We start from the raw sequence: 23,104 nt of genomic DNA, 5'->3' as shown, positions 1-23,104 counted from the left end.
TGGTCGCGGTCAGGACGGGACGACGACGTCCTCGGGCAGGCCGGACGCCGCGGAGCGGCCGGCAGCCTCCATCAGCGCGAGGCTCCGCAGGTTGTCGCGCCCGCTCGTCTCCGGGGCGGGGCCGCCCTGCACCGATCGCGCGAACGCCTGCAGCCCGCCCTGGCGGTCCGTGTGCGCGAGCACGGGGAGCTCGACCGACTCGGCGACGTCGTCCTGCGTGCGGCGGACGGTGACCCGGTCGCCGTCGACCGCGTTCGGCTCACCGTCGCGGCTCGTGAACCAGAGCTCGCCGTCCTCGCCCTCGATGCTCCACTCGCCGGCCCAGGCGGTGCGCGGGCCGCGGCTCAGCCAGCTGCCGCGGTAGTTGACGACCGTGCCGCCGTCGAGCTCGATGATCATCGAGGCGACCGCTTCGTCCTGGTACTTGCTGTAGGCGGGGTAGCTGGCCTTGGCGAAGACGCGGACGGCCTCTTGTCCGGTGATCATCCGGAGCAGGTCGAAGTGGTGGATCGCCATGTCGTTGATCATCGCGTGCGGGAACCGGTAGTGCGGGTACGTCTCGGCGGGCTGGTCGTTGTCCCACTGCCGGAAGTCGACGTTGATCGCGGAGACCTCGCCGACGACGTCCGCCTCGAGCATCTCCTGCACCACCCGCGGTGCCGGGTACCAGCGGTAGTTCTGGCTGACCTGCAGCACCAGGCCGAGCTCCTCGGCGCGACGGACCGCGGTGACGGCCTCGTCGGTGGTGTTGGCGAACGGCTTCTCGACCAGGACGTGCTTGCCGGCGTCGAGGGCCTCGAGCGCGAGCGGCACGTGCGTCACGGCCGGGGCGGTGATGACGACGGCGTCGGCGTCGACCGCGGCGAGTGCCTCGGTCAGGGACCCGAACGCAGCGGAGGCCGGGAGCCCGAGGTCGGTCCGCACGGCCTCGAGCGTCGGCGCCGACGGGTCGACGATCCCGACCACCTGCACTTCCGACACCTCCGGGATGGCGGTGCGGGCCCAGTTGCCGCCCCACCCTCCGAGACCGACGTGGATGATCCGGACGCTCATGCGCGCACTCCTTCGTGACTGCCGTCGTGGTTGGTGACGCACCACGGACGCCGCGGTGCGTGCGTCCAGTCTGTCAGGCGGCGGCGACGACGGGTGGGCGGGCGGTCGAGGGCCGTCGCCGGCCTCAGTGCGTGAAGGCGTACGCGATGAGCGCCATCGTGACGAGGAAGCCCGCCAGGTAGTTGATCCAGAGGAAGCGCTTCCACCCGGCGTTCGCGGCCTCGGCACCCTGGTCGGTGATGTTCCACCACGGCAGCACGTTGAGCGCGTACGGGATGACGACGATCGCGGCGATCGGACCGGGGAACGCCGAGAACAGCAGCGCGACCCCGGCGACCAGGTAGGCGACGAAGGCCAGGCGGACGGTGGCGCGTGCGCCGATGACGGTCGCGACGGAGCCGATGCCACCGGCCCGGTCGGCCAGGACGTCCTGCACGGCGCCGAACGCGTGCGAGGCCACGCCCCACAGGAAGAACGCGATGCACACGGCGACGAGTTCCGCGGTCCAGTGCGGGCCCGCCAGGGCGAGACCGTAGACCGCCGGCGACACGAAGTGGGTACTCGACGTGAGCGAGTCGAGGAACGGCTTCTCCTTGAACCGCAGGCCCGGGGCAGAGTACGCGATGACCGCGAACACGCTGATCGCCAGGACGAGCCACGACCACGGCCCGTTGCCGCTGACCGCGCCGAGCACCACGAGCGCGACGAGGAAGGGGACGTTCGTGATGACGACGGCCCACAGCGTGGTGCGGTGGACGCTCTTGTCGAGCAGGGCGCCCTCGACACCGCCCTTCCGCGGGTTGCGCAGGTCGGACTCGTAGTCGAAGACGTCGTTGATGCCGTACATCGCCAGGTTGTAGGGCACCAGGAAGTACACGACGCCGACCAGGAACGCGACGAGCGAGAACCCGCCGCCGCCCTCGAGCCCGACCCCGCTGCCGAGCAGGTACGCGGCGCCGAACGGGTAGGCGGTGTTCACCCAGCTGATCGGCCGCGACGACACGAACAGGGCACGCACGGTCGACGGCCTGGAGGCGGTGCTGGCGTTCACTTCATGTCCTCTGCTGGTGCTGGCTCTGCTGGTGCTGGGGTCGGGTCGGGCGCGGGGCGCGCGCCGGTCCGGTCGCGTGCGCCGGTCCGGTCGAACAGGACCCACAGGCTGGGCAGCAGCACGATGGCGGACATCGCGTAGGCGAGGTCCTCGACCGGGATGGCACCGATCTTCGCACCGCTGATGAGCGAGGGGTCGTAGGCGACGATCCGCAGCGTGACGATGACGTTGTCGAACACCATCGTCATCACCAGCAGCGCGATGCCCGCGATCACGGACGTGAGCACCGCGACCCGTCGCCCGACCGTAGGCCGTCGACCCGCCGCACGGGCCCGGCGAGCGGCGACGACCCCGGCGACCACGGCCACGACGGCCGTGACGCCGAAGAACGGCAGGGCCAGGAGCGCGTACGCTCCGGTGCCGTTCACGCGCGCCGCCGATCGGTCGCCCGCTGCACGAGGGGCCGGACGAAGCCGACCAGGTCCATCGTCGAGTAGCAGAGCAGCAGCAGGAAGAAGAGTTCCTCGAGCGGGACCTCGGGCGCCAGGAGCACTCCGGTGAGCAGGTCCTGCGGGCCGATGAAGAAGATGCCGGCGGCGACACCGGCGACGTCCCACACCATGAAGAACGCGACACCGACGACCATCACGGCCGCCGCCCGCCACGGAGCCCGCCAGAAGAACAGCCGGAAGCGGGCGTCCAGCACGGTCATGCCGACCAGGGACACCACCAGGCCGGCGAGGTAGACCCCGGGCATCAGGCTTGCTCGGTCCGGTCCCGCGGGGCCCCGAGGGGCGTCGGCAGCGGCTCGGTGCTCCGGTCGCCGTGGATGCGCTTGAGCAGGACCTCGGCGCTGATCAGGCACATCGGCAGACCGATGCCAGGGATCGTCGAGGCACCGACGTAGTACAGCCCCTCGACCTTCTTCGACGCGTTCTTCTCGCGGAAGAACGCGCTCTGCTTGAGGGTGTGCGCCGGACCGAGCATCGAGCCGTTCCAGGCGTTCAGGTCGTCGGCGAAGTCGCGCGGTCCGATGGTGCGTCGGACCCGGATGCGGTCGCGCAGGTCCGGCACCCCGGCGCGCTCGGCCAGCACGTCGATGGCACGGTCGGCGATCTGCTCGACCTGGTAGTCACCGGCACCGTCGATGCCGCCCTTGCCGATCGACAGGTCGGCGGGCAGGGGCACCAGGATGAACAGGTTGCTGGTGCCGGGCGGGGAGACGCTCGGGTCGGTCTCGGAGGGGGCGCAGACGTAGATCGAGGCGGGGTCCGGCACGTGCCGGTCGTCCCCGAAGATCGCGCCGAAGTTCGCCTTCCAGTCCGCGGTGAACACCAGGGTGTGGTGCAGCAGGCCCGGCGTCGGACCGTCGATGCCGAGGTACACGAGCACCGCGCTCGGGCCCGGGTCGCGCTTCTTCCAGTGGTCGGCGCCGTGGGTGCGGTGCTCACGCTCGAGCAGCTGCATCTCGGTGTGCTGCATGTCGGCGGCGCTGACCACGAGGTCGGCGGGGGCCGTGTGCTGCACACCGTCGCGGTCGCGGTGGACGACCCCGGTGGCGACGCCGTCCTCGACCACGATCCGTTCGACTTTCGCGCCGGCGATGATCTTCGCGCCCTCGGCCCGGGCGACACGCTCGACGGCGGAGATCACCTCGGTGATGCCGCCCTTCGGGTAGAGCACGCCGTCGGCCAGGTCGAGGTGGCTCATCAGGTGGTACATGCTCGGTGCCGCGTACGGGCTCGTACCGAGGAACACCGCCGGGTAGCCGAGGATCTGCCAGAGGCGACGGTCGCGCACGGCGGTCTCGGCGAAGGTGGAGAGCGGCTCGAGCAGCAGGCGCGCGAGCTTGGGCAGACGACGCAGGACGTCGGGTGCGGCGAGCTTCGTGAGGTCCTGGAAGCTCGTGTACAGGAACCGGCGCACGGCCATCGTGTAGGTGTCCTCGGCCGACGCGAGGTACTTCCGCATCCGCTCGCCGGCACCGGGCTCGATGGACTCGAACAGCGCGATGTTGGCCTCGGCGTCGGCTCGCAGGTCGATCGGCTCGTCGTGGCCCTCGCTGTACACGCGGTAGCCGGGGTCGAGCTTCACCAGGTCGAGTTCGGCCTCGGCCGACGTCCCGAGCAGCTGGAAGAAGTGGTCGAAGACCTCGGGCATGAGGTACCACGACGGCCCGGTGTCGAACCGGAACCCGTCCTGCTCCCACGAGCCGGCACGGCCGCCGAGCTGCGTGCGCTGCTCGAGCACCGTCACCGAGAAGCCGTCGCGTGCGAGCAGCGCGGCGGCCGCCAGGCCGCTGATGCCGCCGCCGATGACGACGGCACGACGCGCGGGCACCTTGCGCCGGGTGGTGGTGGCGACCGTCGTCGGTCGGGAGGCGCGTGGCGGGGTCATGAGGAGCCTCCCGGCCGGTGGGTGGTGACGCGCGACCGGAGCGGTGCGCGTCCGGCGAGGACCTGCGCGGCGAGGCGCACCTTCACCGGGTTGGGGACGCGCACGCGCGTCGTGACGAGGCGGCTCGCCGGCGTGCGCGCGAGTCGGTCGTTGAGTTCCTGGAACAGCGCGTGTGCGAGTCCGACCGCGTTGCGGGCGTCGGCCGGCAGCAGCCGGATCGTCCGTGCGGCGTGGTCGAGGTCGGCCTGCACGTCAGCGACCAAGCGGTCCTTCGTGGCCTCGTCGAACGACCGGATGTCGACGCCCGGGAAGTACGAGCGACCGAGCACCTCGAAGTCGGCATGCAGGTCTCGCAGGAAGTTCACCTTCTGGAACGCGGCACCGAGCGCACGCGCGCCGGCGACGAGTTCGGCCTGGTCGAACGTCGGACGACCAGCCCGGTACACGAACGCACGCAGGCACATCAGGCCGACGACCTCGGCGGAGCCGTACACGTACGCGTCGAACGAGGCGTCGTCGTGCTCGGTGCGGTCGAGGTCCATGCGCATCGACGCGAAGAACGGTGCGGTGAGCTCGGCGCCGAAGCCGGTGGCACGGGCGGTGCGGGCGAAGGCGTGGACGACCGGGTTCACCGAGAAGCCGAGTGCGATGGCGCGTTCGGTGTCGGCCTCGAGCTCGTCGAGCACCGTGCGGGCGAGCTCGCGGTCGAGCCCGGCCTCGGTCGCGGGGCCGTCGACGACCTCGTCCGCGACGCGGACCAGGGCGTAGACGTTCCGGATGTGCTCGCGCGTGTCGCGGGCGAGCATGCGGCTCGCCAGGCCGAACGACGTGGAGTACCGGTCGATGACGACCCCCGACGCGGCCTCGGCCGTGGCGTCGTAGAGCTGGAGGCGAGCCGGACGGGATCCGGTCGCCGTGGTGGTGCTGTGGGTCACCGGGCGCGCTCCACGAGTTCGGTCACGAGGGCCTCCAGGCGGTCGGCGAGGTCGTACGGCAGCCGGGCGAGCTCGGCCCGGGCGAGTGCGGTGTGGTCGGCGACGCGTGCTTCCGCGGCGCCGCGCGCACCGCAGGAGACCAGGGTCGCACGGACCTCGTCAGCACGGGCCTCGGTCAGGTCCGGATCACCCAGGTACGGCTCGAGGTCGGGCCAGCAGTCCGTGGTCGCCGCGTACGCGATGAGCATCGTGCGCTTGCCCTCGCGCAGGTCGCCCAGCACGGTCTTGCCGGTCATGGTCTCGTCGCCGAAGACCCCCAGCAGGTCGTCGACGATCTGGTAGGCGATGCCGATCTCTCGGCCGAAGGCCCCGAGGGCGGTGACGATCTCCTCGTCGGCGCCGGCCAGGACGGCACCGGACTGCAGCGGGGCCTCGAACGAGTACACGCTCGTCTTCGCCCGCTCCATCGCCAGGACCTCGTCCACCGTCGGCATCACGCCGAGGGCCAGGTCGACGTCGGTCATCTCGCCGGCGGCGCTGGCGAACACGGCCTCGTCGAGCAGCTCGAGCAGCCGCTCGCGCCGGGTGCCGTCGACGCCCGCGGCCTCGATGAAGCGGGGCGCACCGGCGAGGGCCAGGTCACCGGCGATCACGGCGGCACTCATCCCCCGGTGCTCGGCGGTCGGCAGCGGCAGGCCGCCCGTCGTCCCGTTGTCCCGGAAGGACCCGGCGACGTTCGGCTGCCCACGGCGCGACCAGTCGCGGTCGATGACGTCGTCGTGCACCACGAGTGCGGTGTGCAGGAGTTCGTAGGCCGCGGCGACGTTGGCGGCGGCGTGCACGTCGGTGCCGCCCATGCCGGCGTACGCGGTCATGACCATGCGGGGCCGGAAGCGCTTGCCGCCCATGCTCGCCTTGCGGAGCACGCGCCACAGTTCTTCCGACGGTCGGCCGTAGCGCTCGGCGCGTGCCGACGACACGGCGAAGAAGCGCTCGAGGCAGTCGTCGACGAGCGCGAGGTCGATGTGCGGCACGGTGGTCGCTTCCTCGCTCATTGGCCTAACCTATCGACACAGATGAACGCTTTCCCTGAATCCGTGGTGCTCCTGGCCGACGACCGTACCCCGATCGGGACGGCGGACAAGTTCACGGTGCACACAGCCCACACGCCCCTGCACCTGGCGTTCTCGTGCCACGTCCGGAACACCGACGGTGACGTCCTAGTGACCCGACGAGCACTGTCGAAGAAGACCTGGCCGGGGGTGTGGACGAACACCTTCTGCGGCCACCCCGGGCCGGACGAGTCCTTCGAGGACGCCATCGCCCGTCGGGCCTCCCGCGAGCTCGGCATCACGGTGCGCGACGTCGAGGTCGTGCTGCCGGAGTTCCGGTACCGCGCGGTCGACGCCTCCGGCATCGTGGAGAACGAGGTCTGCCCCGTCTTCCGCGCGGTGACCGACGACACCCCGGCGCCCGCGGACGACGAGGTCGCCGAGTGGGCATGGGTGTCCGAGGACTCTCTCAGGCAGGCCGTCGCCGGCGCGCCGTTCGCCTGGAGCCCGTGGCTCGGGTGGCAGCTCGCCGAGCTCGAGACCGCCGGGCTGCACGTCACGCGCTGACGTTCCTGCGCCAGGCGCCACGGGTTGTCCGACCCCACGCCGCAGGCGTACGCTCGACCGTCGGCAGCGCTCTGGGCGTCGCCACGACGAGACGAGAAGGGCAGGTGAGGCGCGATGTCGGGTGACCATCCTCGATCGGGCCGGCCGCCCGTGTCGGTCGTCGCGCCCGTTCGCTGACCCTGCCCCGCCCCGGATCGCCTCCGGGGCGCCATCGCGCCCGTCTGCTCCCCACCGAAGGAGCACGCACATGGCACTGATCGACAACGCGATCTACGTCCGGGGACGCCGCGTGGAGTCTCCGTCGACCCTGTCGCGCCAGGCTCGTGGCGACCTGACGTGGATCGGGCTGCTCCGGCCCGACCCGCACGAGCTCGAGGCCGTCGCCGCCGAGTTCGACCTGCACGAGAACGCCGTCGAGGACGCCCGCAAGGGACACCAGCGTGCCAAGCTCGAGCGCTACGGCGACACCCTGTTCCTGGTGCTCCGTCCGGCCTGGTTCGACCCGGCCTCGGGCACCGTGGAGTTCGGCGAGGTGCACCTGTTCGTCGGCGACCACTTCGTGGTGAGCGTCCGGCACGCCGCTCGACCCGACCTGGCGGCGCTGCGGGCACAGGTCGAGGCGGACCCGGAGTTCCTGGCCAAGGGGTCCGAGGCGGTGACCGCGGCCGTGCTCGACGAGGTCGTGGACGGCTACGGCCCAGTCGTCCAGGTGCTGCAGGAACAGATCGACGCCATCGAGGACCAGCTGTTCGCCGGACAGGTCGACGCCGGGGTCTCGAAGCGCATCTACCAGCTGCTCAGTGAGGTCCTGGCGTTCCAGCGGGCCACCACCCCGGTGCCGGCGATGGTGACCGGGCTGCTCCGCGGCGCCGACAAGTACGGCGTCGACGACGACGTGCAGCACCGGCTCCGCAACGTGCACGACCACGCGCTCCGGGTCACCGAGCGCGTCGACTCGTTCCGGGCCCTGCTCGAGAACGCCCTGACCCTGCACGCCACCCTGGTGTCGCAGGAGCAGAACGAGGCGATGCGCCGGATGACCAGCGCGAGCCTGGCCCAGGGCGAGGAGAGCCGGCAACTCGCCCGGGCAGCCCACCGCCAGGGCGAGGAGGTCAAGAAGATCTCGTCGTGGGCGGCGATCCTGTTCGCGCCCGGCCTGATCGCCGGTGTCTACGGGATGAACTTCGACCACATGCCCGAGCTGCACTGGCACTACGGGTACCCGGTCGCGATCCTCGGCATGCTCCTGCTGATGGGCGTGCTCTGGGCGATCTTCCGCAAGCGCAACTGGCTCTGAGCGGACGGCGGATCGACGCACAGGTGGCGTCGATCCGCCGGACGTGCATAATGATCTGGCCCGGAATGTGAACGTGCACATCGATGTGCCACGACACCCGGGCGGAAACGAGCAGCAATGGCGTCATCGCGGACACAGCAACCGCGTTCGCCCAGCATCCGTGACGTCGCACGGATCGCGGGCGTCTCGCACCAGACCGTCTCGCGGGTGCTGAACAACTCGGACGCGATCCGGGCCGAGACACGCGACAAGGTCCTGGCGGCCATGGAGCAGCTGCAGTACCGGCCGAACCGGGCTGCACGCGCCCTGGTCACGAGCCGGACCCACACGATCGGCGTCCTGACCGCCCGCCGCGCCCACTACGGCCCCGCCGTGGCACTGCAGGCGATCGAGGACGCCGCGATGCTCCGCGGCTACTCGGTCACGACGGCGAACATCGCCGAGGCGACCGACGCCGCCGTTCGGGAAGGACTCGGGCACCTGCTCGACCTCGACGTCGAGGGCATCGTCGTCATCGCGCCCCAGCAGCGGGTCTTCGACCTGATCGCGGAGCTCGGGATCCGCACCCCCTACGTCACCATGCGCGCCAGCGTCGGCGAGGACCCGACGGCCCTGTGGGTGGACCAGATGGAGGGCGCACGACTCGCGACCGCGCACCTGCTCGACCTGGGGCACGAGTACGTCCGACACATCGCGGGGCCGCAGGACTGGATCGAGGCCGATGCCCGCATGCAGGGGTTCCTACGCGAGATGTCCGACCGCGACATGGCCGTCGCCCCGCCGATCCTGGGCGACTGGACCGCCGACTTCGGCTACCACGCCGGCCGCGAGCTGCTGCGGTGGCGGGACTGCACCGCGATCTTCTGTTCGAACGACCAGATGGCGCTCGGCGTGATGCACGCAGCGCGCTCGTACGGGCTCGACGTCCCGGGCGACCTGTCCGTGGTCGGCTACGACGACATCCCGGAGGCGAAGCACTTCTGGCCGCCGCTCACCACGGTGCAGGTCGACTTCGCCGAGCTCGGGCGTCGCTGTGTGGACCTGCTGCTGCCGAGTGAGGGCGAGCTGCTCCGCCCGATCGACATCGTCCCGCAGCTGGTCGTGCGCGCCTCCACCAGCGCGCCCCGCCCACGCTGACGCACCTCGGGCCGCGCCCGACCCGAGTACCTGCCAGGAACGGGCGTACCTGCCACGAACGTCCGACCCGGTACGCCTGGAAGCGCCAGGTACGCGCGCTCCGACAAGGCGAGCGCGGCCACGGACGCGGCCATCGAACGGACGGGAGGCCCGTGGCGGTCCCGCCACGGGCCTCCCGTCCGCGCATGCGGATCCACGCAACGAAGCGCCCGGTTCCGGGGCCCCTGGCCCCAACCCGGGGGACGTTCCCTCCGGATCACGCACGCCGTTACGAAAACGCGACCAAACCGAATTGACAGCCGCACCGAGGCTGTGCGTAAATTGCCTCCGTCCAGCCGATGTGACCGTTCACATGAGCGTCACACCAGCAGGACACCGGACGCGACAACGAAGTCCACGCAGGCCACCTGCGCCCATTCGCTGCCGCAGCAGAACCACCCGAACAACTGCCGCATCGCAGCGGCAGAAGGAGATGCACTGTGGCGTCAACCCCGATCGACACCGGCCTCGAGACCCGGTCGATCACCGCACCCGAGACGATCCTCGAGATGCGCTCGATCACCAAGGAGTTCCCTGGTGTGAAGGCGCTGTCCGACGTCTCCCTCAGCGTCCGCGCCGGCGAGATCCACGCGATCTGCGGCGAGAACGGCGCCGGCAAGTCGACCCTGATGAAGGTCCTGTCGGGCGTCTACCCGTACGGCACCTACAGCGGCGAGATCGTCTACGAGGGCGAAGAAGTCCGCTTCTCGAACATCAAGCAGTCCGAGCAGGCCGGCATCGTCATCATCCACCAGGAGCTGGCACTCATCCCGGAGCTCTCGATCACCGAGAACCTGTTCCTCGGCAACGAGCCGGGCCGCTTCGGGCGCATCGACTGGACCGCCGCGCAGCTGCGTGCGCAGGACCTGCTCGCCCGCGTCGGCCTGGCCGACGACCCGGACACGCAGATCAAGAACCTCGGTGTCGGCAAGCAGCAGCTCGTCGAGATCGCGAAGGCCCTGCACAAGGACGTCAAGCTCCTGATCCTCGACGAGCCGACCGCCGCGCTCAACGAGAACGACTCGCAGCACCTGCTCGACCTGATCGTCGGGCTGAAGGCCAAGGGCATCGCGAGCATCATCATCAGCCACAAGCTCAACGAGATCGAGCAGATCGCCGACGAGATCACGATCATCCGCGACGGCAAGGCCATCGAGACGCTCAACGTCAAGGCGGACGGCGTCAACGAGGACCGCATCATCCGCGGCATGGTCGGCCGCTCGCTCGAGTCGCGCTTCCCCGACCGCACCCCGAAGATCGGCGAGACCTTCTTCGAGGTCCGCAACTGGACCGTGCAGCACCCGCTCGACTCCTCGCGGCTGGTCTGCAAGGCCTCGAACTTCCACGTCCGCCGCGGTGAGATCGTCGGCTTCGCCGGCCTGATGGGCGCCGGACGCACCGAGCTCGCGATGAGCCTGTTCGGTCGCTCGTACGGCACCTGGCTCGACGGCCAGATCATCAAGGACGGCCGCGAGATCAAGGTCACGAACGTCCAGCAGGCGATCGAGAACGGCCTCGGCTACGTCTCCGAGGACCGCAAGGCGCTCGGCCTGAACCTGCTCGACACCGTGAAGCGCTCGACGGTCGCCGCCGACCTGCAGAAGATCTCGAAGCTCGGTGTCGTCGACTCGCTCGAGGAGTACTCGGTCGCCGAGAAGTACCGCAAGATGCTCCGCACGAAGGTGCCGAGCGTCGAGGACAACGTCGGCAAGCTGTCCGGTGGCAACCAGCAGAAGGTCGTCCTGTCCAAGTGGATGTTCACCGACCCGGACATCCTGATCCTCGACGAGCCCACCCGCGGCATCGACGTGGGCGCCAAGTTCGAGATCTACGGGATCATCCAGCAGCTCGCCGCCGAGGGGAAGGGCATCATCCTCATCTCGTCCGAGCTCCCCGAACTCCTCGGTCTCTCCGACCGGATCTACACCATCTTCGAGGGCCAGATCACCGCTGACCTCCCGGCCGACCAGGCCGATCCCGAATCGCTCATGCGCAGCATGACCTCCGCGCGGAAGGGCGCCACCGCCTCATGAACAACCTGAAACTGCTCTTCGGCAAGGGCAACAGCATCGGCCAGTACGGCATGATCATCGCGCTCATCGTGCTGCTGATCTTCTTCTCGGTCACGACGAACGGGCTCATCCTCGAGCCGACCAACGTCATCAACCTGTTCCTGCAGTACTCCTACATCCTGATCCTGGCGCTCGGCATGGTCATGGTCATCATCGCGGGGCACATCGACCTGTCGGTGGGTTCGGTCGCAGCGGTCGTCGGCATCGTCGTGGCGCAGTCCATGGCCGTGTGGGACTTCCCGGTGTGGGCCGCCATCATCCTGGGTCTCGCGTGCGGTGCCCTGATCGGTGCGTGGCAGGGCTTCTGGGTCGCGTTCGTGAAGGTCCCGGCCTTCATCGTGACGCTGGCCGGTCAGCTCATCTTCCGTGGTGTGAACCAGATCATCGGCAACTCGACGTCGGTCCCCGTCCCGGATGCCTTCACCCCGATCGGCGCCGGCTTCCTCGGTGACTTCGGCCCCGACTTCGGCTTCAGCAACGGCACGCTGCTCATCGGCCTCGTCACAGTCCTCGCGCTCATCATCATCGAGGCCCGGGGCCGTGCCCGCCGTCGGAAGATGCAGGCCGAGGTCCCGCCGCTGTGGGTCTCGATCGTCCGCACCGGCATCCTGGTCGCCGTCACGCTCGTCGCCACGTACCTGTTCGGCGCCGGTCCGGTCGGCACCTCGGTCCCGATCGTCGCGATCATCCTCGGCATCCTGACCATCGTCTACGGCTTCGTCACGAAGAACACGATCTTCGGTCGCCAGGTCTACGCCGTCGGTGGCAACGCCAACGCAGCCGTCCTGTCCGGCGTCTCGGCGCGGCGGGTCAACTTCTTCGTCATGATGAACATGTCCGTCCTCGCCGCGATCGCCGGCATGGTGTTCGTCGCCTACTCCGGCGCCTCGGGCCCCGCGGACGGCACCGGCTGGGAGCTCGACGCGATCGCCGCCGTGTTCGTCGGTGGCGCGGCGGTCGCCGGTGGTGTCGGCACGATCTCCGGCTCGATCATCGGTGGTCTCGTGATGGCGCTGCTGTCGAACGGTCTGCAGCTCATGGGCCTCGAGTCCAACCAGGTGCAGATCATCCGCGGCCTGGTCCTGCTCGTCGCCGTCGCCTTCGACGTCTACTCGAAGTCGCAGGGACGTCCGTCGCTCATCGGGGGCATGATGCGGCAGTTCCAGCGGAAGGACACCGAGCAGAACACGGTGGCCGCCCAGCAGCCGCGGTCCATCGAGGACCAGCCGGACAAGATCACCCTCCCCTAGTCCACCCCTCCCCACAGCGGGGCTCCGGCCCCACACCTCCTCAACGAAGAGAAAGCAATCACATGCGCAAGAAGATCGTCGCCGGCCTCAGCCTGGCGCTCATCGCGGGCCTCGCCCTCAGCGGCTGCTCGGCACGCGGCTCGTCCGACGACGCCGGCAGCACCAGCAGCATCAAGAAGGGCGACCTCATCGGCGTCGCCCTGCCGGCCAAGACCTCGCAGAACTGGGTCCTCGCGGGCGCCGCGTTCAAGAAGTCGATCGAGGACGCCGGCTTCAAGGCCGACATCCAGTACGCCAACGCCGGCAACCCGGTCCCCGACCAGCAGTCGCAGATCTCGGGCATGATCACCAAGGGCGCCAAGGCCGTCATCATCGGTGCCGCCGACGGTTCGCAGCTGACCGCGCAGGTGAAGTCCGCCAAGGACCGTGGCGCCGTCGTCATCGCCTGGGACCGCAACATCCTGAACACGAAGAACGTCGACTACTACGTGGCGTTCAACAACTTCAAGGTCGGCCAGCTCCAGGCCGAGGCGCTGCTCAAGGGCCTCGAGGAGAAGAAGGGCGACAAGCCGTACAACGTCGAGCTCTTCGCCGGTTCGCCGGACGACGCCAACGCGACCGTGTTCTTCAACGGTGCGATGGACGTCCTGCAGCCGAAGATCGACGACGGCACGATCAAGGTCGTCTCCGGTCAGACCACCTTCCAGAAGGTCGTCACGCAGGGCTGGCTCGCGCAGAAGGCCCAGTCGCGCATGACCGACCTGCTCTCGCAGTACTACACGGGTGACACCGAGCTCGACGGCGTCCTGTCGCCGAACGACACCCTCGCCCGTGCGATCCTCACCGCGACCAAGGCCGCCGGCAAGGACAACCCCGTCGTGACGGGCCAGGACTCGGAGACCGCGTCCATCCCGCTCATCATGAAGGGCACGCAGTACTCGACGATCTTCAAGGACACGTCGAAGGAGGCCCAGGCGGCCGTCGACCTCGTCTCCACGCTGTCGAAGGGCGACAAGCCCGACACGACGATGGACAAGACGAACAACTACAACGGCAAGAAGACGGTCCCCGCGATCGAGCTCACGCCGGTCCTGGTCACCAAGGACAACGCCGTCGAGGCCTACAAGGGCAACGACACCCTCGAGGAGCTCGCCAAGAAGGGCTGATCTCCCCAGCACCACGGACGGCCCCGTCTCGCCTCGGCGAGACGGGGCCGTCCTGCGTCGTCCTGAGGCCGGCCACAGGGCGGACGGGAGGCTCGGTGCACGTCGTGGCCGTGCCTCCCGTCCGCCCTGTGGTCCGGTCTACGGCTGAGCGGCGCGCAGCCGCCGAGCCGCCTCGGCCAGGAGCGGCACGTCCGTTCGCGCGGTGCCGAACACGACGGCTCGCGTGGTGTCGAAGTACCGCCGGGTGAGTCGCTCACCCAGGTCCGAGACCCGCGACCACGGGATGCTCGGCTCGCCCGCGGTGACCGCCGCGGGGAGCACGCGGACGACCTCACCGATCTCGACCAGGCGCATCCGGACGGCGTCGTGCACGAGGTCCTCGGGCAACCGGCGGTCGTCGACGTAGCGCAGGATCGCGGCACAGGCCGCGATGACGTCGTCGAGACGATCGCGGACGTCGCGACGGGTGGTCGACCCGCGGGTCACAGGGGCACCGCGGTCCGGACGACCTCGCGGCTCATCCCCGCCGCATCGACCACGTCGACGCGGACACCGAGGAGTCGTTCGGCCGCGTCCTGGATCCGCATGAGCGCGAAGATCCCGAGCCCCGGGTCGAGGTCGATCATCAGGTCGACGTCGCTGCCCGGGCCGTCCTCGCCCCGAGCGACGCTGCCGAAGAGTCGAGGACGGTGCCCGCCGAAGCGCTCGACGATCGCGATGAGCTCCTGCCGCGCGGCGGTGACGCGGTCCCGCAGGGGCGGTGGTTCCTCGACGGGCTGCAGGTCGATGCTGGTCGTGAAGCCCGCGGCGTGGAGCATGCGTTGCAGCGCCGCGAGCGATGGTTCGCGCCGACCGTTCTCGTACGTGCTGATGACGCTCTGCGTGACGCCGGCACGCTGGGCGAGCTGGACCTGGGTCAGTTCGGCGCGCTCACGGGCGTCGCGGATGAGCACCGCGGCCGACAGTGGCTGGGCGGACCGTTGGGGAACAGCGGACATGCTGCAACGATACACAGCATCCAACATTTCGCCTGCCGCCGGAGCGGCACACGCTCAGCGGTGGTCGGAGACGTCCGCCCGGTGGAAGTTCAGCGCCGAGCGCGACGCGGTCGGGCCGCGCTGGCCCTGGTACCGGGACTGGTACTCGGCGGAACCGTAGGGCTTCTCGGCCGGGCTCGACAGCTGGAAGAAGCACAGCTGTCCGATCTTCATCCCCGGCCACAACTTGATGGGCAGCGTCGCCACGTTCGACAGCTCGAGCGTCACGTGCCCGGAGAACCCGGGGTCGATGAAGCCCGCGGTCGAGTGGGTCAGGAGGCCGAGGCGACCGAGCGAGCTCTTGCCCTCGAGCCGTGCGGCGATGTCGTCGGGCAGCGTCACGACCTCGAACGTGGAGCCGAGGACGAACTCGCCCGGGTGCAGCACGAACGCCTCGTCCGGGTCGGTCTCGACCAGGCGGGTCAGGTCGGGCTGGTCCACCGCGGGGTCGATGTGCGGGTACTTGTGGTTGTCGAACAGCCGGAAGAACTTGTCCAGCCGGACGTCGATGCTCGACGGCTGCACGAGCGAGGCGTCGTACGGGTCGAGGCCGATCCGGCCTGCAGCGAGCTGGGCGGTGATGTCGCGGTCGGAGAGCAGCACGGACGAAGCCTAGCGGCAGCGGGCGTCGCGCCGGTATGCTGCCAGGCTGCCCACCACCCGGGCGGGCGGCGTTCGGAGCAGTGATGACCACGTACACCGTCGACGAGATCACGGTGCCCACCTCGATGGACGACGACCCGTCCACCGTCGCGACCTTCGCCGAGTGGCTCGCGGTGTCCGACGGGGCCGGAGCAGCCGTGCACGGGCTGCACGAGTTGGCCTGGACCCCGGAGGAGTACCTGCCGCTGTGCCGCGAGCCGGGAGCGCCGAGCCGACTCGTCGTCGCGCGCGATGACCGCGGCACCGTGGTCGGTGCCGGCTCGTACGACACGAAGCAGGAGCCCGGCACCACCAACTGCTGGCTGTCGGTCGGCGTCGTGCCCGAGCACCAGCGCCGCGGCGTCGGCACGCTGCTCGCCGACCACCTGGAGGCGATGGCCCGTGCTGACGGCCGCACGCAGTGGAAGACCTACGCGGTCTCGCGGCAGGTCGGTCCCGCGTCGGGGCCCGGGTACGTGCAGGCACCGACGGGGTTCGGCGCCGTGCCGGAGGACGAGGCCGGGGTGCGGTTCCTGACCGCCCGCGGCTGGCACTTCGGCCAGGTCAACCGGATCAGCCGGCTCCCGCTGCCCGCCGATGCATCCCTGGTGCGCGGACTGCACGAGCGGGCGTCCGCTGCCGCCGGCCCGGAGTACCGCGTGCACGCCTGGACGGGTCGCACACCGGAGCAGTGGCTCGACGGCATCGCCCTGCTCGAGACCCGGATGAGCACCGACGCGCCCGCCGGGGACATGGAGGAGCCCGAGGACGTCTGGACCGCCGAACGGCTCCGGGAGCACGAGGACGAGCTCGCCCGGGCACCGCGCACCCTGCTCACCGTGGCCGTCGAGCACCTGCCGACGACCACCCTGGCCGGTTTCACGCAGCTGTCCGTGCCGGACGACCCGGCACGGCCGGCACAGCAGTGGGACACCCTGGTGCTCCGGGAGCACCGCGGCCACCGGCTCGGCTGGCTGCTCAAGGTCGTCGGGATCCAGGAACTCGAGCGGCGGTTCCCGGGGCGCCCCTCGGTCATCACGTTCAACGCGGAGGAGAACCGCCACATGCTCGACGTGAACGAGGCCGTCGGGTTCGTCGGCGTCGGCTGCGAGGGCATCTGGGAACGGCGGGTCTGAGGGCGCATCCGAGGGGCCGCCGTCCAGCCGACACGCCTACCATTGGACGGTCATGACCGTCACGTCACCCGAAACCCAGCCCACCGGGTCAGCGCCGGACGCCGCCCCCACCACCGGGCGCTCGTCCACCGTCGCGACGGTCCTCGTCATCGCGATCCCGCTGGCCGTCGCGTGCTCGATCCTCGGGCTGACCGTCACCGGGGCCTTCAGCGCGAGTCAGCAGCTGGTGTCCGCCGGCGAGGTCGTCGAGTACGGCCTGCCGATCGCCCGCGTCGTGCACGACACGATGGCGGCGCTGACCATCGGGCTCCTCATCGTCGCCGCGTTCGCGCTCCCCGCGCAGAAGAAGGACCACGGCGCCCTGTCGAGCGTGCAGCACCGTGCGACCCGGTGGGCTGCTGCGACCGGCGCCGTCTGGTTCCTGGCCGCCGCGGTGAGCATCGTCCTGACCGGCGCGAACACCCTCGGTGTCCCGCTCACCAGCCCGGTGTTCGCCCGCAACTTCATGCTCTTCGCGTTCCAGGTCGAGATCGGCCAGGCGCTCGTGGTGTCGGCTGCCGCGATCCTGGTCGCCACGGTGGTCGCCGCCTTCGCCACCCGGGTGACGACCCTGGCGTTCGCCACCGTGATCGGCCTGTTCGCCCTGCTCCCCCTGGCGCTGTCCGGGCACGCCGCCGGGTCGCTCGAGCACGCGAACGCGGTGAACTCGCTCGCCATCCACCTGGTCGGGGTGTGCGTGTGGGCCGGCGGCCTGGTCGCCGTGGTCCTGCTCCGCACCCGCACCAGGGGCGCGACCGGACGCGTGATCGCCCGGTACTCGACGCTCGCCGGCTGGTCGTTCGGAGCCGTCGCGTTCTCCGGCATCGTCAACGCGTCGCTCCGACTGACCGGCCCGCTCGACCTGGTCACGACCTCGTACGGCTGGCTCATCACCGTCAAGGCGCTCATCCTCGTGCTGCTCGGCGTCGCGGGGATCGTGCAGCGCCGGAAGCTCGTGCCAGGGCTCCTCCGCGCTCCGCTCGACCGCCGCCTGTTCACCCGGTTCGCCCTGGCCGAGATCGTGTTCATGGCCGTGGCCATCGGTGTCTCGGTCGCCGTGTCCCGTTCGCAGCCGCCGATCCCGCAGACCCCGGCGACGGGCGAGGACACCCGCTCCGGCCTGATCGGGTTCCCGTTCCCGCCGGCGCAGACCACGCAGACCTACCTGACCCAGTGGCACATCGACTGGGTGTGGCTCGGCCTGGCCGTCGTCGGGGCCGTCTGGTACCTGCTGGCGGTGCGCAAGCTCCGGAAGCGCGGCGACGCCTGGCCCGTCGGTCGCACCATCGCCTGGCTGCTCGGCTGCGCCCTGTTCATCTGGACGACGTCGGCCGGCCCCGCGGTCTACGGCATGATCCACTTCTCGTCGCACATGCTCCAGCACATGCTGCTGATGATGTTCGTCCCGCTGCCGCTCGTGCTCGGCGGCCCGGTGCTCCTCGCGCTCCGCACCCTGCCGGTCCGGAACGACGGCTCACGCGGCGCCCGCGAGTGGCTCATGCTCTTCGTGCACTCCCGCTGGATGCAGTTCCTCGGCAAGCCCGCCGTCGCGGGGATCATCTTCGCCGGGTCCCTCGTGGTGTTCTACTTCACGCCGGCGTACCAGGCCGCGATGCAGTCGCACGAGTGGCACGTCGCGATGATCATCCACTTCGTCCTGAGCGGCTACCTGTTCTTCTGGGTCTTCGTCGGCGTCGACCCGGGCCCGCAGCGACCGCCGTACCCGATGCTCATCATCACGCTGCTTGCCACCCTGGCGTTCCACGCGTTCTTCGGGGTCGCTGTCATGACGTCGCAGTCGGTGTTCGCGATCGACTGGTTCCACGCACTGGGGCAGACGAACGACGCCGCGCTGCTCGACGACCAGCACACCGGCGGCGGCATCGCCTGGGGTGCATCGGAGCTCCCGATGGTGTTCGTGGCCCTGCTCGTCGTCCGGAACTGGATGCGCTCGGACAAGCGCGACGCGAAGCGCCTGGACCGCAAGGCCGACCGCGACGGTGACGCCGACCTCAAGGCCTACAACGAGCGTCTGGCGGCGATGAGCAAGCGGGACTGACGCGCGGCACCGGCCGCACGGCTGGCACGACCCGGGTCAGTCCCCGTGGACGATGCAGACCGCGTCGAGGTCCATCGCGGCCTCGAGCGCGGCCGAGATCCCCGATTCCCCGTCGGGGCCGGCTGGCGTCACGGTGTCGACCCACCACAGCGGGGTCGCCAGGGTCGGGGCGTCCGGCAGGATCCGCTCGACCTCGTCGGAGGAGTCCACCCGGCGCACGCCGAGCACGGTGATCACCGGGTGGGTGGCGTCCCGGCAGACCTGCATCATCGGGCCGTCGTCGAGCGCCCGGACACCCCAGGTCTCGTCGTGCAGCAGGAGCGCCTCCGCCACCTCGCGCGTCTCCACCGGCTGGCGGCAGAGGATGGTGACGTCACGCGGCACCCTGACCGCCCACCATCCGGTCGTCGCGGACGTGCCCGTCGAGCGTGCCCTCGTCGTGCGCGGGGTCGAGCGGTGCGCCACCGACCAGCTGCAGGAAGCGGTCCTCGTCGATGCGGTCCAGGAACGACTCGAGCGCCTCCCAGCCGTCCTCGAAGCGGACGATCATGCCGCCGTCGTCAGCGGCGTCGGCGTCCGGACGGGCGGCCGATCCGGAGCCGGCTGCGAAGGTCGCTGTCGTGGTGCGCGGTGGCGGCCAGACGCCGTCGCGGTCCAGGAAGCCGGCGGCCTCGGGGCCCACGACGACGGCGAGCGGTGACGGTTCGCCGTGCGAGACGGCCCGCACCAGGTGGTCCGCGTCGCCGCGGCGCTGCATGACCACGCCGAACACGGGGACGACCTGGTCGGCGACCCGCTGCACGGCGTCGAACATGCGGTTGGCCAGGCCCGGGTCGGTGTTCTCCTCGGGCACGGTGAGCACGGCGGACATCGTCTCGACGACGACCCCGCCGACCAGGTGCGCGGTCATCGTCGCGGAGAACCCCTCGCCGACGGCGTACGAGGTGGAGATGCCGGGCGCCTCGTGCTTCGCGTACTGCGTGACGACCCAGCGGTCCCACGGCACGGTGAGCGGTTCGGCGGTGCCCCACCGGGTCGGGCAGGTGCCCACGGTGTGGCACAGCGCCTCGATCGCGGAGCCCATGTCGACGGCACGGCCGGGGTGGTGGCGGAGGGTCAGGTCGATGCTGATCTGTCGCACCGAGTCGGCCGAGACCGGGTGCTCGGGTGACGGCGTGCCCACGAGTTCGGGGCCGCGGTGCACGAAGTCCTCGATGTCCGATGCGGCGACGCCGGTCCGGCCGTCACGCAGTGTGCCGTCGAAGTCCGACACCGCCCACGCGGCGCCGTACGCGCCGAGCGCGTGCCGGAGTGCCGGGGTGATCGCTGCGGCCCGGCCGGTGCGGAGCACGACCGTCCGTCCGGCGTCCGCCGACCGACGGAGCAGCGAGGCGAGCGCGTCGGTCAGCCACACGACGGGCGAGGCGGACTCGACCACGATCGCCGAGCCGACCACGTCGTCGATGAGGGGATGCCTGACCATCCGGGTCCTCCTCGGTTCGGGGCTGGAACTCCCTGGACGGTACACACGGGGACGACACCTGTCCGTCAGGCTCGCACCCTCACAGCGGAGACTCGGGAGGCGCGACACGCGGCCGCGAGACGGCGTACGGTGCGCGGTCGGCTGGCTTCCAGGCGAGAATCCGCTAGGCTTGCCGAGTCCCGTTCTGCGGGGCGCGCGAGTGTAGTTCAATGGTAGAACTCCAGCTTCCCAAGCTGGTAGCGCGGGTTCGATTCCCGTCACTCGCTCCGTCGGACGTACGCTCGCCGCATGTCCTCCTCTCCCGGTTCCCCCGAACACGTGGCACCCGTGGTCGTCATCGGTGGCGGGGTCGTCGGTGCCGCGACCGCGTACGCGCTCACCGCCCGCGGCGAGCGCGTCCTGCTCGTGGAACAGCACGCGCGCGGCCATCACCTCGGTTCCTCGCACGGTGCGACCCGGATCTTCCGGCAGGGCTACGCCGACCCGGAGTACGTCGCGCTGACCACGCGGGCGCTCGAACTGTGGGGAGCACTCGAGGCTGCCGCCGGCGAGGAACTCATCGTCCGTACGGGTGCCGTCGACCACGGTCGACCCGAGGTCGTCGACGCGATCGCCGCCGCCCTCACCGGCGCGGGGATCTCCCACGAGTCGCTCTCGCCGGACCAGGCGGCGGCGCGCTGGCCCGGCATCGCGTTCGAGGGGCACGTGCTGACCCACCCGTCGGCCGGTCGCATCCGCTCCGACCGGACGATCGAGGTGTTCCTCACGTTGGCCGAAGCGACCGGACTCGCGGACCTGCGCTTCGAGACCCGGGTCACCGGGCTCGAGGACCACGGTGACGACGTCACCGTGACGCTGTCCGACGGCAGCGCGGTCCGTACCGCGTCCGTGGTGGCCGCGGTGGGCTCGTGGGCGCCCACGCTGGTCGGCGAGCTGCTCGCCGGACGCGGGGCGGGCCTCCCGGCCATCCGCGTCACCCAGGAGCAGCCGGCCCACTTCCCCAGCCACCTGCCGGACGCGGCCTGGCCGAGCTTCGTGCACTGGGCCGACGGCGACGACGTGTACGGGCTGCTGACGCCGGGTGAGGGCGTGAAGGTCGGGTTCCACGGCACCGGGCCCGTCGTCGACCCGGACCACCGGGACTTCGTGCCCGTGCCGGCCGAGGCCGAGCGACTGCAGGCGTACGTCGCGCGGTACGTGCCGGGGGTCGACGCGACGAAGCCTGAGTTCATCAGCTGCCTGTACGACAACTCCCCCGACGAGGACTTCGTCATCGACCGGGTCGGGCCGCTGACCGTGGCGACGGGGTTCTCCGGGCACGGCTTCAAGTTCGCGCCGCTGCTCGGCGAGATGCTCGCGGACCTCGCGACGGGTGGCGTGCCGCACCCGCGCTTCGCCCTGCCGGAGCCGGTGCCCGCGACCTGACGCACCGACGGGTCCACCGCACGACGGCGTCTCGCGACGGGCCGCTACGGTGGGAGCCGTGCGCATCATCGTGGCTCCGGACTCGTTCAAGGGCACCGCGACGGCGGCGTCGATCGCTGCGGCGGTCCGCGACGGCTGGCTGACCGAGCGGCCCGACGACGACGTGGTTCTCGTCCCGATGGCCGACGGCGGCGAGGGCACGCTCGACGCCTTCGCGACCGCCGTCCCCGGAGCCGTCCGGGTCCCCGTCACCGTCACCGGACCGGGCGGCACGCCGGTCGACACCCACTGGCTGCGGCTGCCCGACGGCCGCGCGGTCGTGGAGCTCGCGGCGACGAGCGGCCTCCCCCTGCTCGACGCACCGATGCCGGACACGGCGACGAGCCGCGGGTTCGGCGAGGCGATCGCCGCCGCGCTCGACGCCGGTGCCACGGAGCTCGTGCTCGGCGTCGGAGGCAGCGCGTCCACCGACGGCGGGCGTCCGGTGCTCGAAGCGCTCGGACTCGACAGTGACGGAGCCGGCACCGACGGCCTCCGGGAACTCCCCCCGCTCGGCGTCACCGTGCTCACCGACGTGACCTCTCCACTGCTCGGTCCGACCGGTGCCGCCGCTGTCTTCGGCCCGCAGAAGGGCATCACGCCCGACCGGGTGGCGTCCGTCGACGACCGGCTCGCCACCTGGGCCGCGCGTTTCCCCGACGTCGACCCGGACACCCCGGGCGCCGGAGCCGCCGGCGGTGTCGGGTTCGGTCTGCTGGTGTGGGGCGCCACGCTCGCCGGCGGGGCCGCGGCCGTCGCCGAGGTCCTCGGGCTCCCGGCACTGCTCGACGGAGCCGATGTGGTGATCAGCGGCGAAGGGTGCTTCGACGGGCAGAGCGCCGTCGGCAAGGTGCCCTCGGTGGTCCGCGACCTGACCGCGGCGCACGCTCCCGGCGCCCGTTCGATGCTCGTCGCCGGCGCGATCGAGGCCCCGCTCGACGACTACGCAGCCGCCGCATCGCTCACCGTGCTCGCGACGCAGACCACCGGCGAGCCCGACGACGCCCTCGCCGACCCGCTGCGCTTCGCGACGATCGCGGGCCAGCGGTTGGCCCGGCTCGTCTGAGCGAACAGGACGACGCGAGCAACGCGGCGGCGCAGTGCCGCGTCGACGCGCCGGGCAGCCGCCGCGACGCGCCCGTCCGCGGGCACAGGGGTGTCCTGGTTGTACCTCCCACCCGGCCTCGCCTGCGCGCAGACTGGTTCCGGGCCGGAACCGGCCCGCGAC

22 protein-coding genes and 1 tRNA gene are annotated in these 23,104 nt (G+C 70.8%); 11 read left to right on the top strand and 12 right to left on the bottom strand.

All coding sequences use genetic code 11. The features are described 5' to 3' along the window. Window positions 1–9: 9 nt before the first annotated feature. The 7 genes from Q9R26_RS11890 to Q9R26_RS11860 all read right to left on the bottom strand — a co-directional run bounded on the left by Q9R26_RS11890 (window position 10) and on the right by Q9R26_RS11860 (window position 6,491). Window positions 10–1,053: a Gfo/Idh/MocA family protein gene (locus Q9R26_RS11890; RefSeq protein WP_182064547.1), complete on the bottom strand. Its 1,044-nt coding sequence runs from the start codon at window positions 1,051–1,053 to the stop codon at window positions 10–12. A gap of 124 nt (window positions 1,054–1,177) precedes the next feature. Further along, window positions 1,178–2,104 carry a prenyltransferase gene (locus Q9R26_RS11885; protein WP_311227381.1) on the bottom strand — a complete coding sequence of 309 codons (927 nt, stop codon included), beginning with the start codon at window positions 2,102–2,104 and terminating at the stop codon, window positions 1,178–1,180. Further along, window positions 2,101–2,532, bottom strand: a complete 432-nt coding sequence (locus Q9R26_RS11880) for a lycopene cyclase domain-containing protein (protein ID WP_259581396.1) — start codon at window positions 2,530–2,532, stop codon at window positions 2,101–2,103. Before Q9R26_RS11880 ends, Q9R26_RS11885 begins: the two co-directional genes overlap by 4 nt. Next, window positions 2,529–2,861: a lycopene cyclase domain-containing protein gene (locus Q9R26_RS11875; RefSeq protein WP_182064544.1), complete on the bottom strand. Its 333-nt coding sequence runs from the start codon at window positions 2,859–2,861 to the stop codon at window positions 2,529–2,531. Before Q9R26_RS11875 ends, Q9R26_RS11880 begins: the two co-directional genes overlap by 4 nt. Continuing rightward, window positions 2,861–4,501, bottom strand: a complete 1,641-nt coding sequence (gene crtI / locus Q9R26_RS11870) for a phytoene desaturase family protein (protein ID WP_311227380.1) — start codon at window positions 4,499–4,501, stop codon at window positions 2,861–2,863. Before crtI ends, Q9R26_RS11875 begins: the two co-directional genes overlap by 1 nt. Next, the gene (locus Q9R26_RS11865) at window positions 4,498–5,436 is read right to left on the bottom strand and encodes a squalene/phytoene synthase family protein (protein WP_110858704.1); all 939 of its coding nucleotides are present in this window, start codon (window positions 5,434–5,436) and stop codon (window positions 4,498–4,500) included. The genes crtI and Q9R26_RS11865 overlap by 4 nt, the downstream gene beginning before the upstream one ends. Next, window positions 5,433–6,491: a polyprenyl synthetase family protein gene (locus Q9R26_RS11860; RefSeq protein WP_071404931.1), complete on the bottom strand. Its 1,059-nt coding sequence runs from the start codon at window positions 6,489–6,491 to the stop codon at window positions 5,433–5,435. The genes Q9R26_RS11865 and Q9R26_RS11860 overlap by 4 nt, the downstream gene beginning before the upstream one ends. A gap of 21 nt (window positions 6,492–6,512) precedes the next feature. On the opposite strand from Q9R26_RS11860, the gene idi reads away from it, so the two are divergent. From idi to Q9R26_RS11830, 6 genes are all read left to right on the top strand, one after another. Next, window positions 6,513–7,055, top strand: a complete 543-nt coding sequence (gene idi / locus Q9R26_RS11855; RefSeq protein WP_071246200.1) for an isopentenyl-diphosphate Delta-isomerase — start codon at window positions 6,513–6,515, stop codon at window positions 7,053–7,055. A gap of 247 nt (window positions 7,056–7,302) precedes the next feature. Then, entirely contained in the window at window positions 7,303–8,352 is a 1,050-nt protein-coding gene (locus Q9R26_RS11850) for a magnesium and cobalt transport protein CorA (RefSeq protein WP_311227379.1), read from the top strand. A gap of 117 nt (window positions 8,353–8,469) precedes the next feature. Continuing rightward, the gene (locus Q9R26_RS11845) at window positions 8,470–9,489 is read left to right on the top strand and encodes a LacI family DNA-binding transcriptional regulator (RefSeq protein WP_311227378.1); all 1,020 of its coding nucleotides are present in this window, start codon (window positions 8,470–8,472) and stop codon (window positions 9,487–9,489) included. Window positions 9,490–10,037: 548 nt separating this feature from the next. Beyond that, window positions 10,038–11,561 carry a multiple monosaccharide ABC transporter ATP-binding protein gene (mmsA, locus tag Q9R26_RS11840; protein WP_311227539.1) on the top strand — a complete coding sequence of 508 codons (1,524 nt, stop codon included), beginning with the start codon at window positions 10,038–10,040 and terminating at the stop codon, window positions 11,559–11,561. Then, entirely contained in the window at window positions 11,558–12,850 is a 1,293-nt protein-coding gene (gene mmsB, locus Q9R26_RS11835; RefSeq protein WP_110892126.1) for a multiple monosaccharide ABC transporter permease, read from the top strand. The genes mmsA and mmsB overlap by 4 nt, the downstream gene beginning before the upstream one ends. Window positions 12,851–12,912: 62 nt before the next feature. Beyond that, window positions 12,913–14,016, top strand: a complete 1,104-nt coding sequence (locus Q9R26_RS11830; RefSeq protein WP_111039391.1) for a sugar-binding protein — start codon at window positions 12,913–12,915, stop codon at window positions 14,014–14,016. Between the two features lie 138 nt (window positions 14,017–14,154). Here the strand turns inward: Q9R26_RS11830 and Q9R26_RS11825 are convergent, their stop codons facing one another. The 3 genes from Q9R26_RS11825 to dcd are packed head-to-tail and all read right to left on the bottom strand — an operon-like array spanning window position 14,155 to window position 15,656. Next, window positions 14,155–14,502: a HepT-like ribonuclease domain-containing protein gene (locus Q9R26_RS11825; RefSeq protein WP_311227377.1), complete on the bottom strand. Its 348-nt coding sequence runs from the start codon at window positions 14,500–14,502 to the stop codon at window positions 14,155–14,157. Continuing rightward, a complete protein-coding gene (locus Q9R26_RS11820) occupies window positions 14,499–15,014 on the bottom strand; it encodes a helix-turn-helix domain-containing protein (RefSeq protein WP_259581382.1) in 516 nt (171 codons plus the stop codon). Before Q9R26_RS11820 ends, Q9R26_RS11825 begins: the two co-directional genes overlap by 4 nt. 54 nt (window positions 15,015–15,068) lie before the next feature. Continuing rightward, entirely contained in the window at window positions 15,069–15,656 is a 588-nt protein-coding gene (gene dcd / locus Q9R26_RS11815; protein WP_182064540.1) for a dCTP deaminase, read from the bottom strand. 83 nt (window positions 15,657–15,739) lie between these two features. Between dcd and Q9R26_RS11810 the strand changes: the two genes are divergently transcribed. Both Q9R26_RS11810 and Q9R26_RS11805 read left to right on the top strand, forming a co-directional pair. Then, entirely contained in the window at window positions 15,740–16,831 is a 1,092-nt protein-coding gene (locus tag Q9R26_RS11810) for a GNAT family N-acetyltransferase (RefSeq protein ID WP_311227376.1), read from the top strand. A gap of 52 nt (window positions 16,832–16,883) precedes the next feature. Beyond that, the gene (locus Q9R26_RS11805; RefSeq protein WP_311227375.1) at window positions 16,884–18,929 is read left to right on the top strand and encodes a cytochrome c oxidase assembly protein; all 2,046 of its coding nucleotides are present in this window, start codon (window positions 16,884–16,886) and stop codon (window positions 18,927–18,929) included. Between the two features lie 36 nt (window positions 18,930–18,965). On the opposite strand, the gene Q9R26_RS11800 is transcribed toward Q9R26_RS11805, so the two are convergent. Beyond that, the gene (locus Q9R26_RS11800; protein ID WP_311227374.1) at window positions 18,966–19,262 is read right to left on the bottom strand and encodes a hypothetical protein; all 297 of its coding nucleotides are present in this window, start codon (window positions 19,260–19,262) and stop codon (window positions 18,966–18,968) included. Window positions 19,263–19,302: 40 nt separating this feature from the next. Further along, on the bottom strand, window positions 19,303–20,412 hold the full coding sequence (locus tag Q9R26_RS11795) for a DUF6177 family protein (protein ID WP_071404923.1): 1,110 nt from the start codon (window positions 20,410–20,412) through the stop codon (window positions 19,303–19,305). A gap of 195 nt (window positions 20,413–20,607) precedes the next feature. Here Q9R26_RS11795 and Q9R26_RS11790 point away from each other — a divergent pair. From Q9R26_RS11790 to Q9R26_RS11780, 3 genes are all read left to right on the top strand, one after another. Then, window positions 20,608–20,678: transfer RNA gene (locus tag Q9R26_RS11790), tRNA-Gly, on the top strand. 22 nt (window positions 20,679–20,700) lie between these two features. Further along, window positions 20,701–21,837 (top strand): FAD-dependent oxidoreductase, encoded by a 1,137-nt coding sequence (locus Q9R26_RS11785; protein WP_311227373.1) that lies wholly within the window; start codon window positions 20,701–20,703, stop codon window positions 21,835–21,837. A gap of 58 nt (window positions 21,838–21,895) precedes the next feature. Further along, window positions 21,896–22,942 (top strand): glycerate kinase, encoded by a 1,047-nt coding sequence (locus tag Q9R26_RS11780; protein ID WP_311227372.1) that lies wholly within the window; start codon window positions 21,896–21,898, stop codon window positions 22,940–22,942. The last annotated feature ends 162 nt before the right edge of the window (window positions 22,943–23,104 follow it).

It is taken from the genome of Curtobacterium sp. BRB10 (assembly GCF_031844325.1).
GTDB lineage: Bacteria > Actinomycetota > Actinomycetes > Actinomycetales > Microbacteriaceae > Curtobacterium > Curtobacterium poinsettiae_A.
The sequence above is the reverse complement of the archived record's forward strand: the minus strand, read 5'-3'. Positions and strand labels throughout refer to the sequence as shown.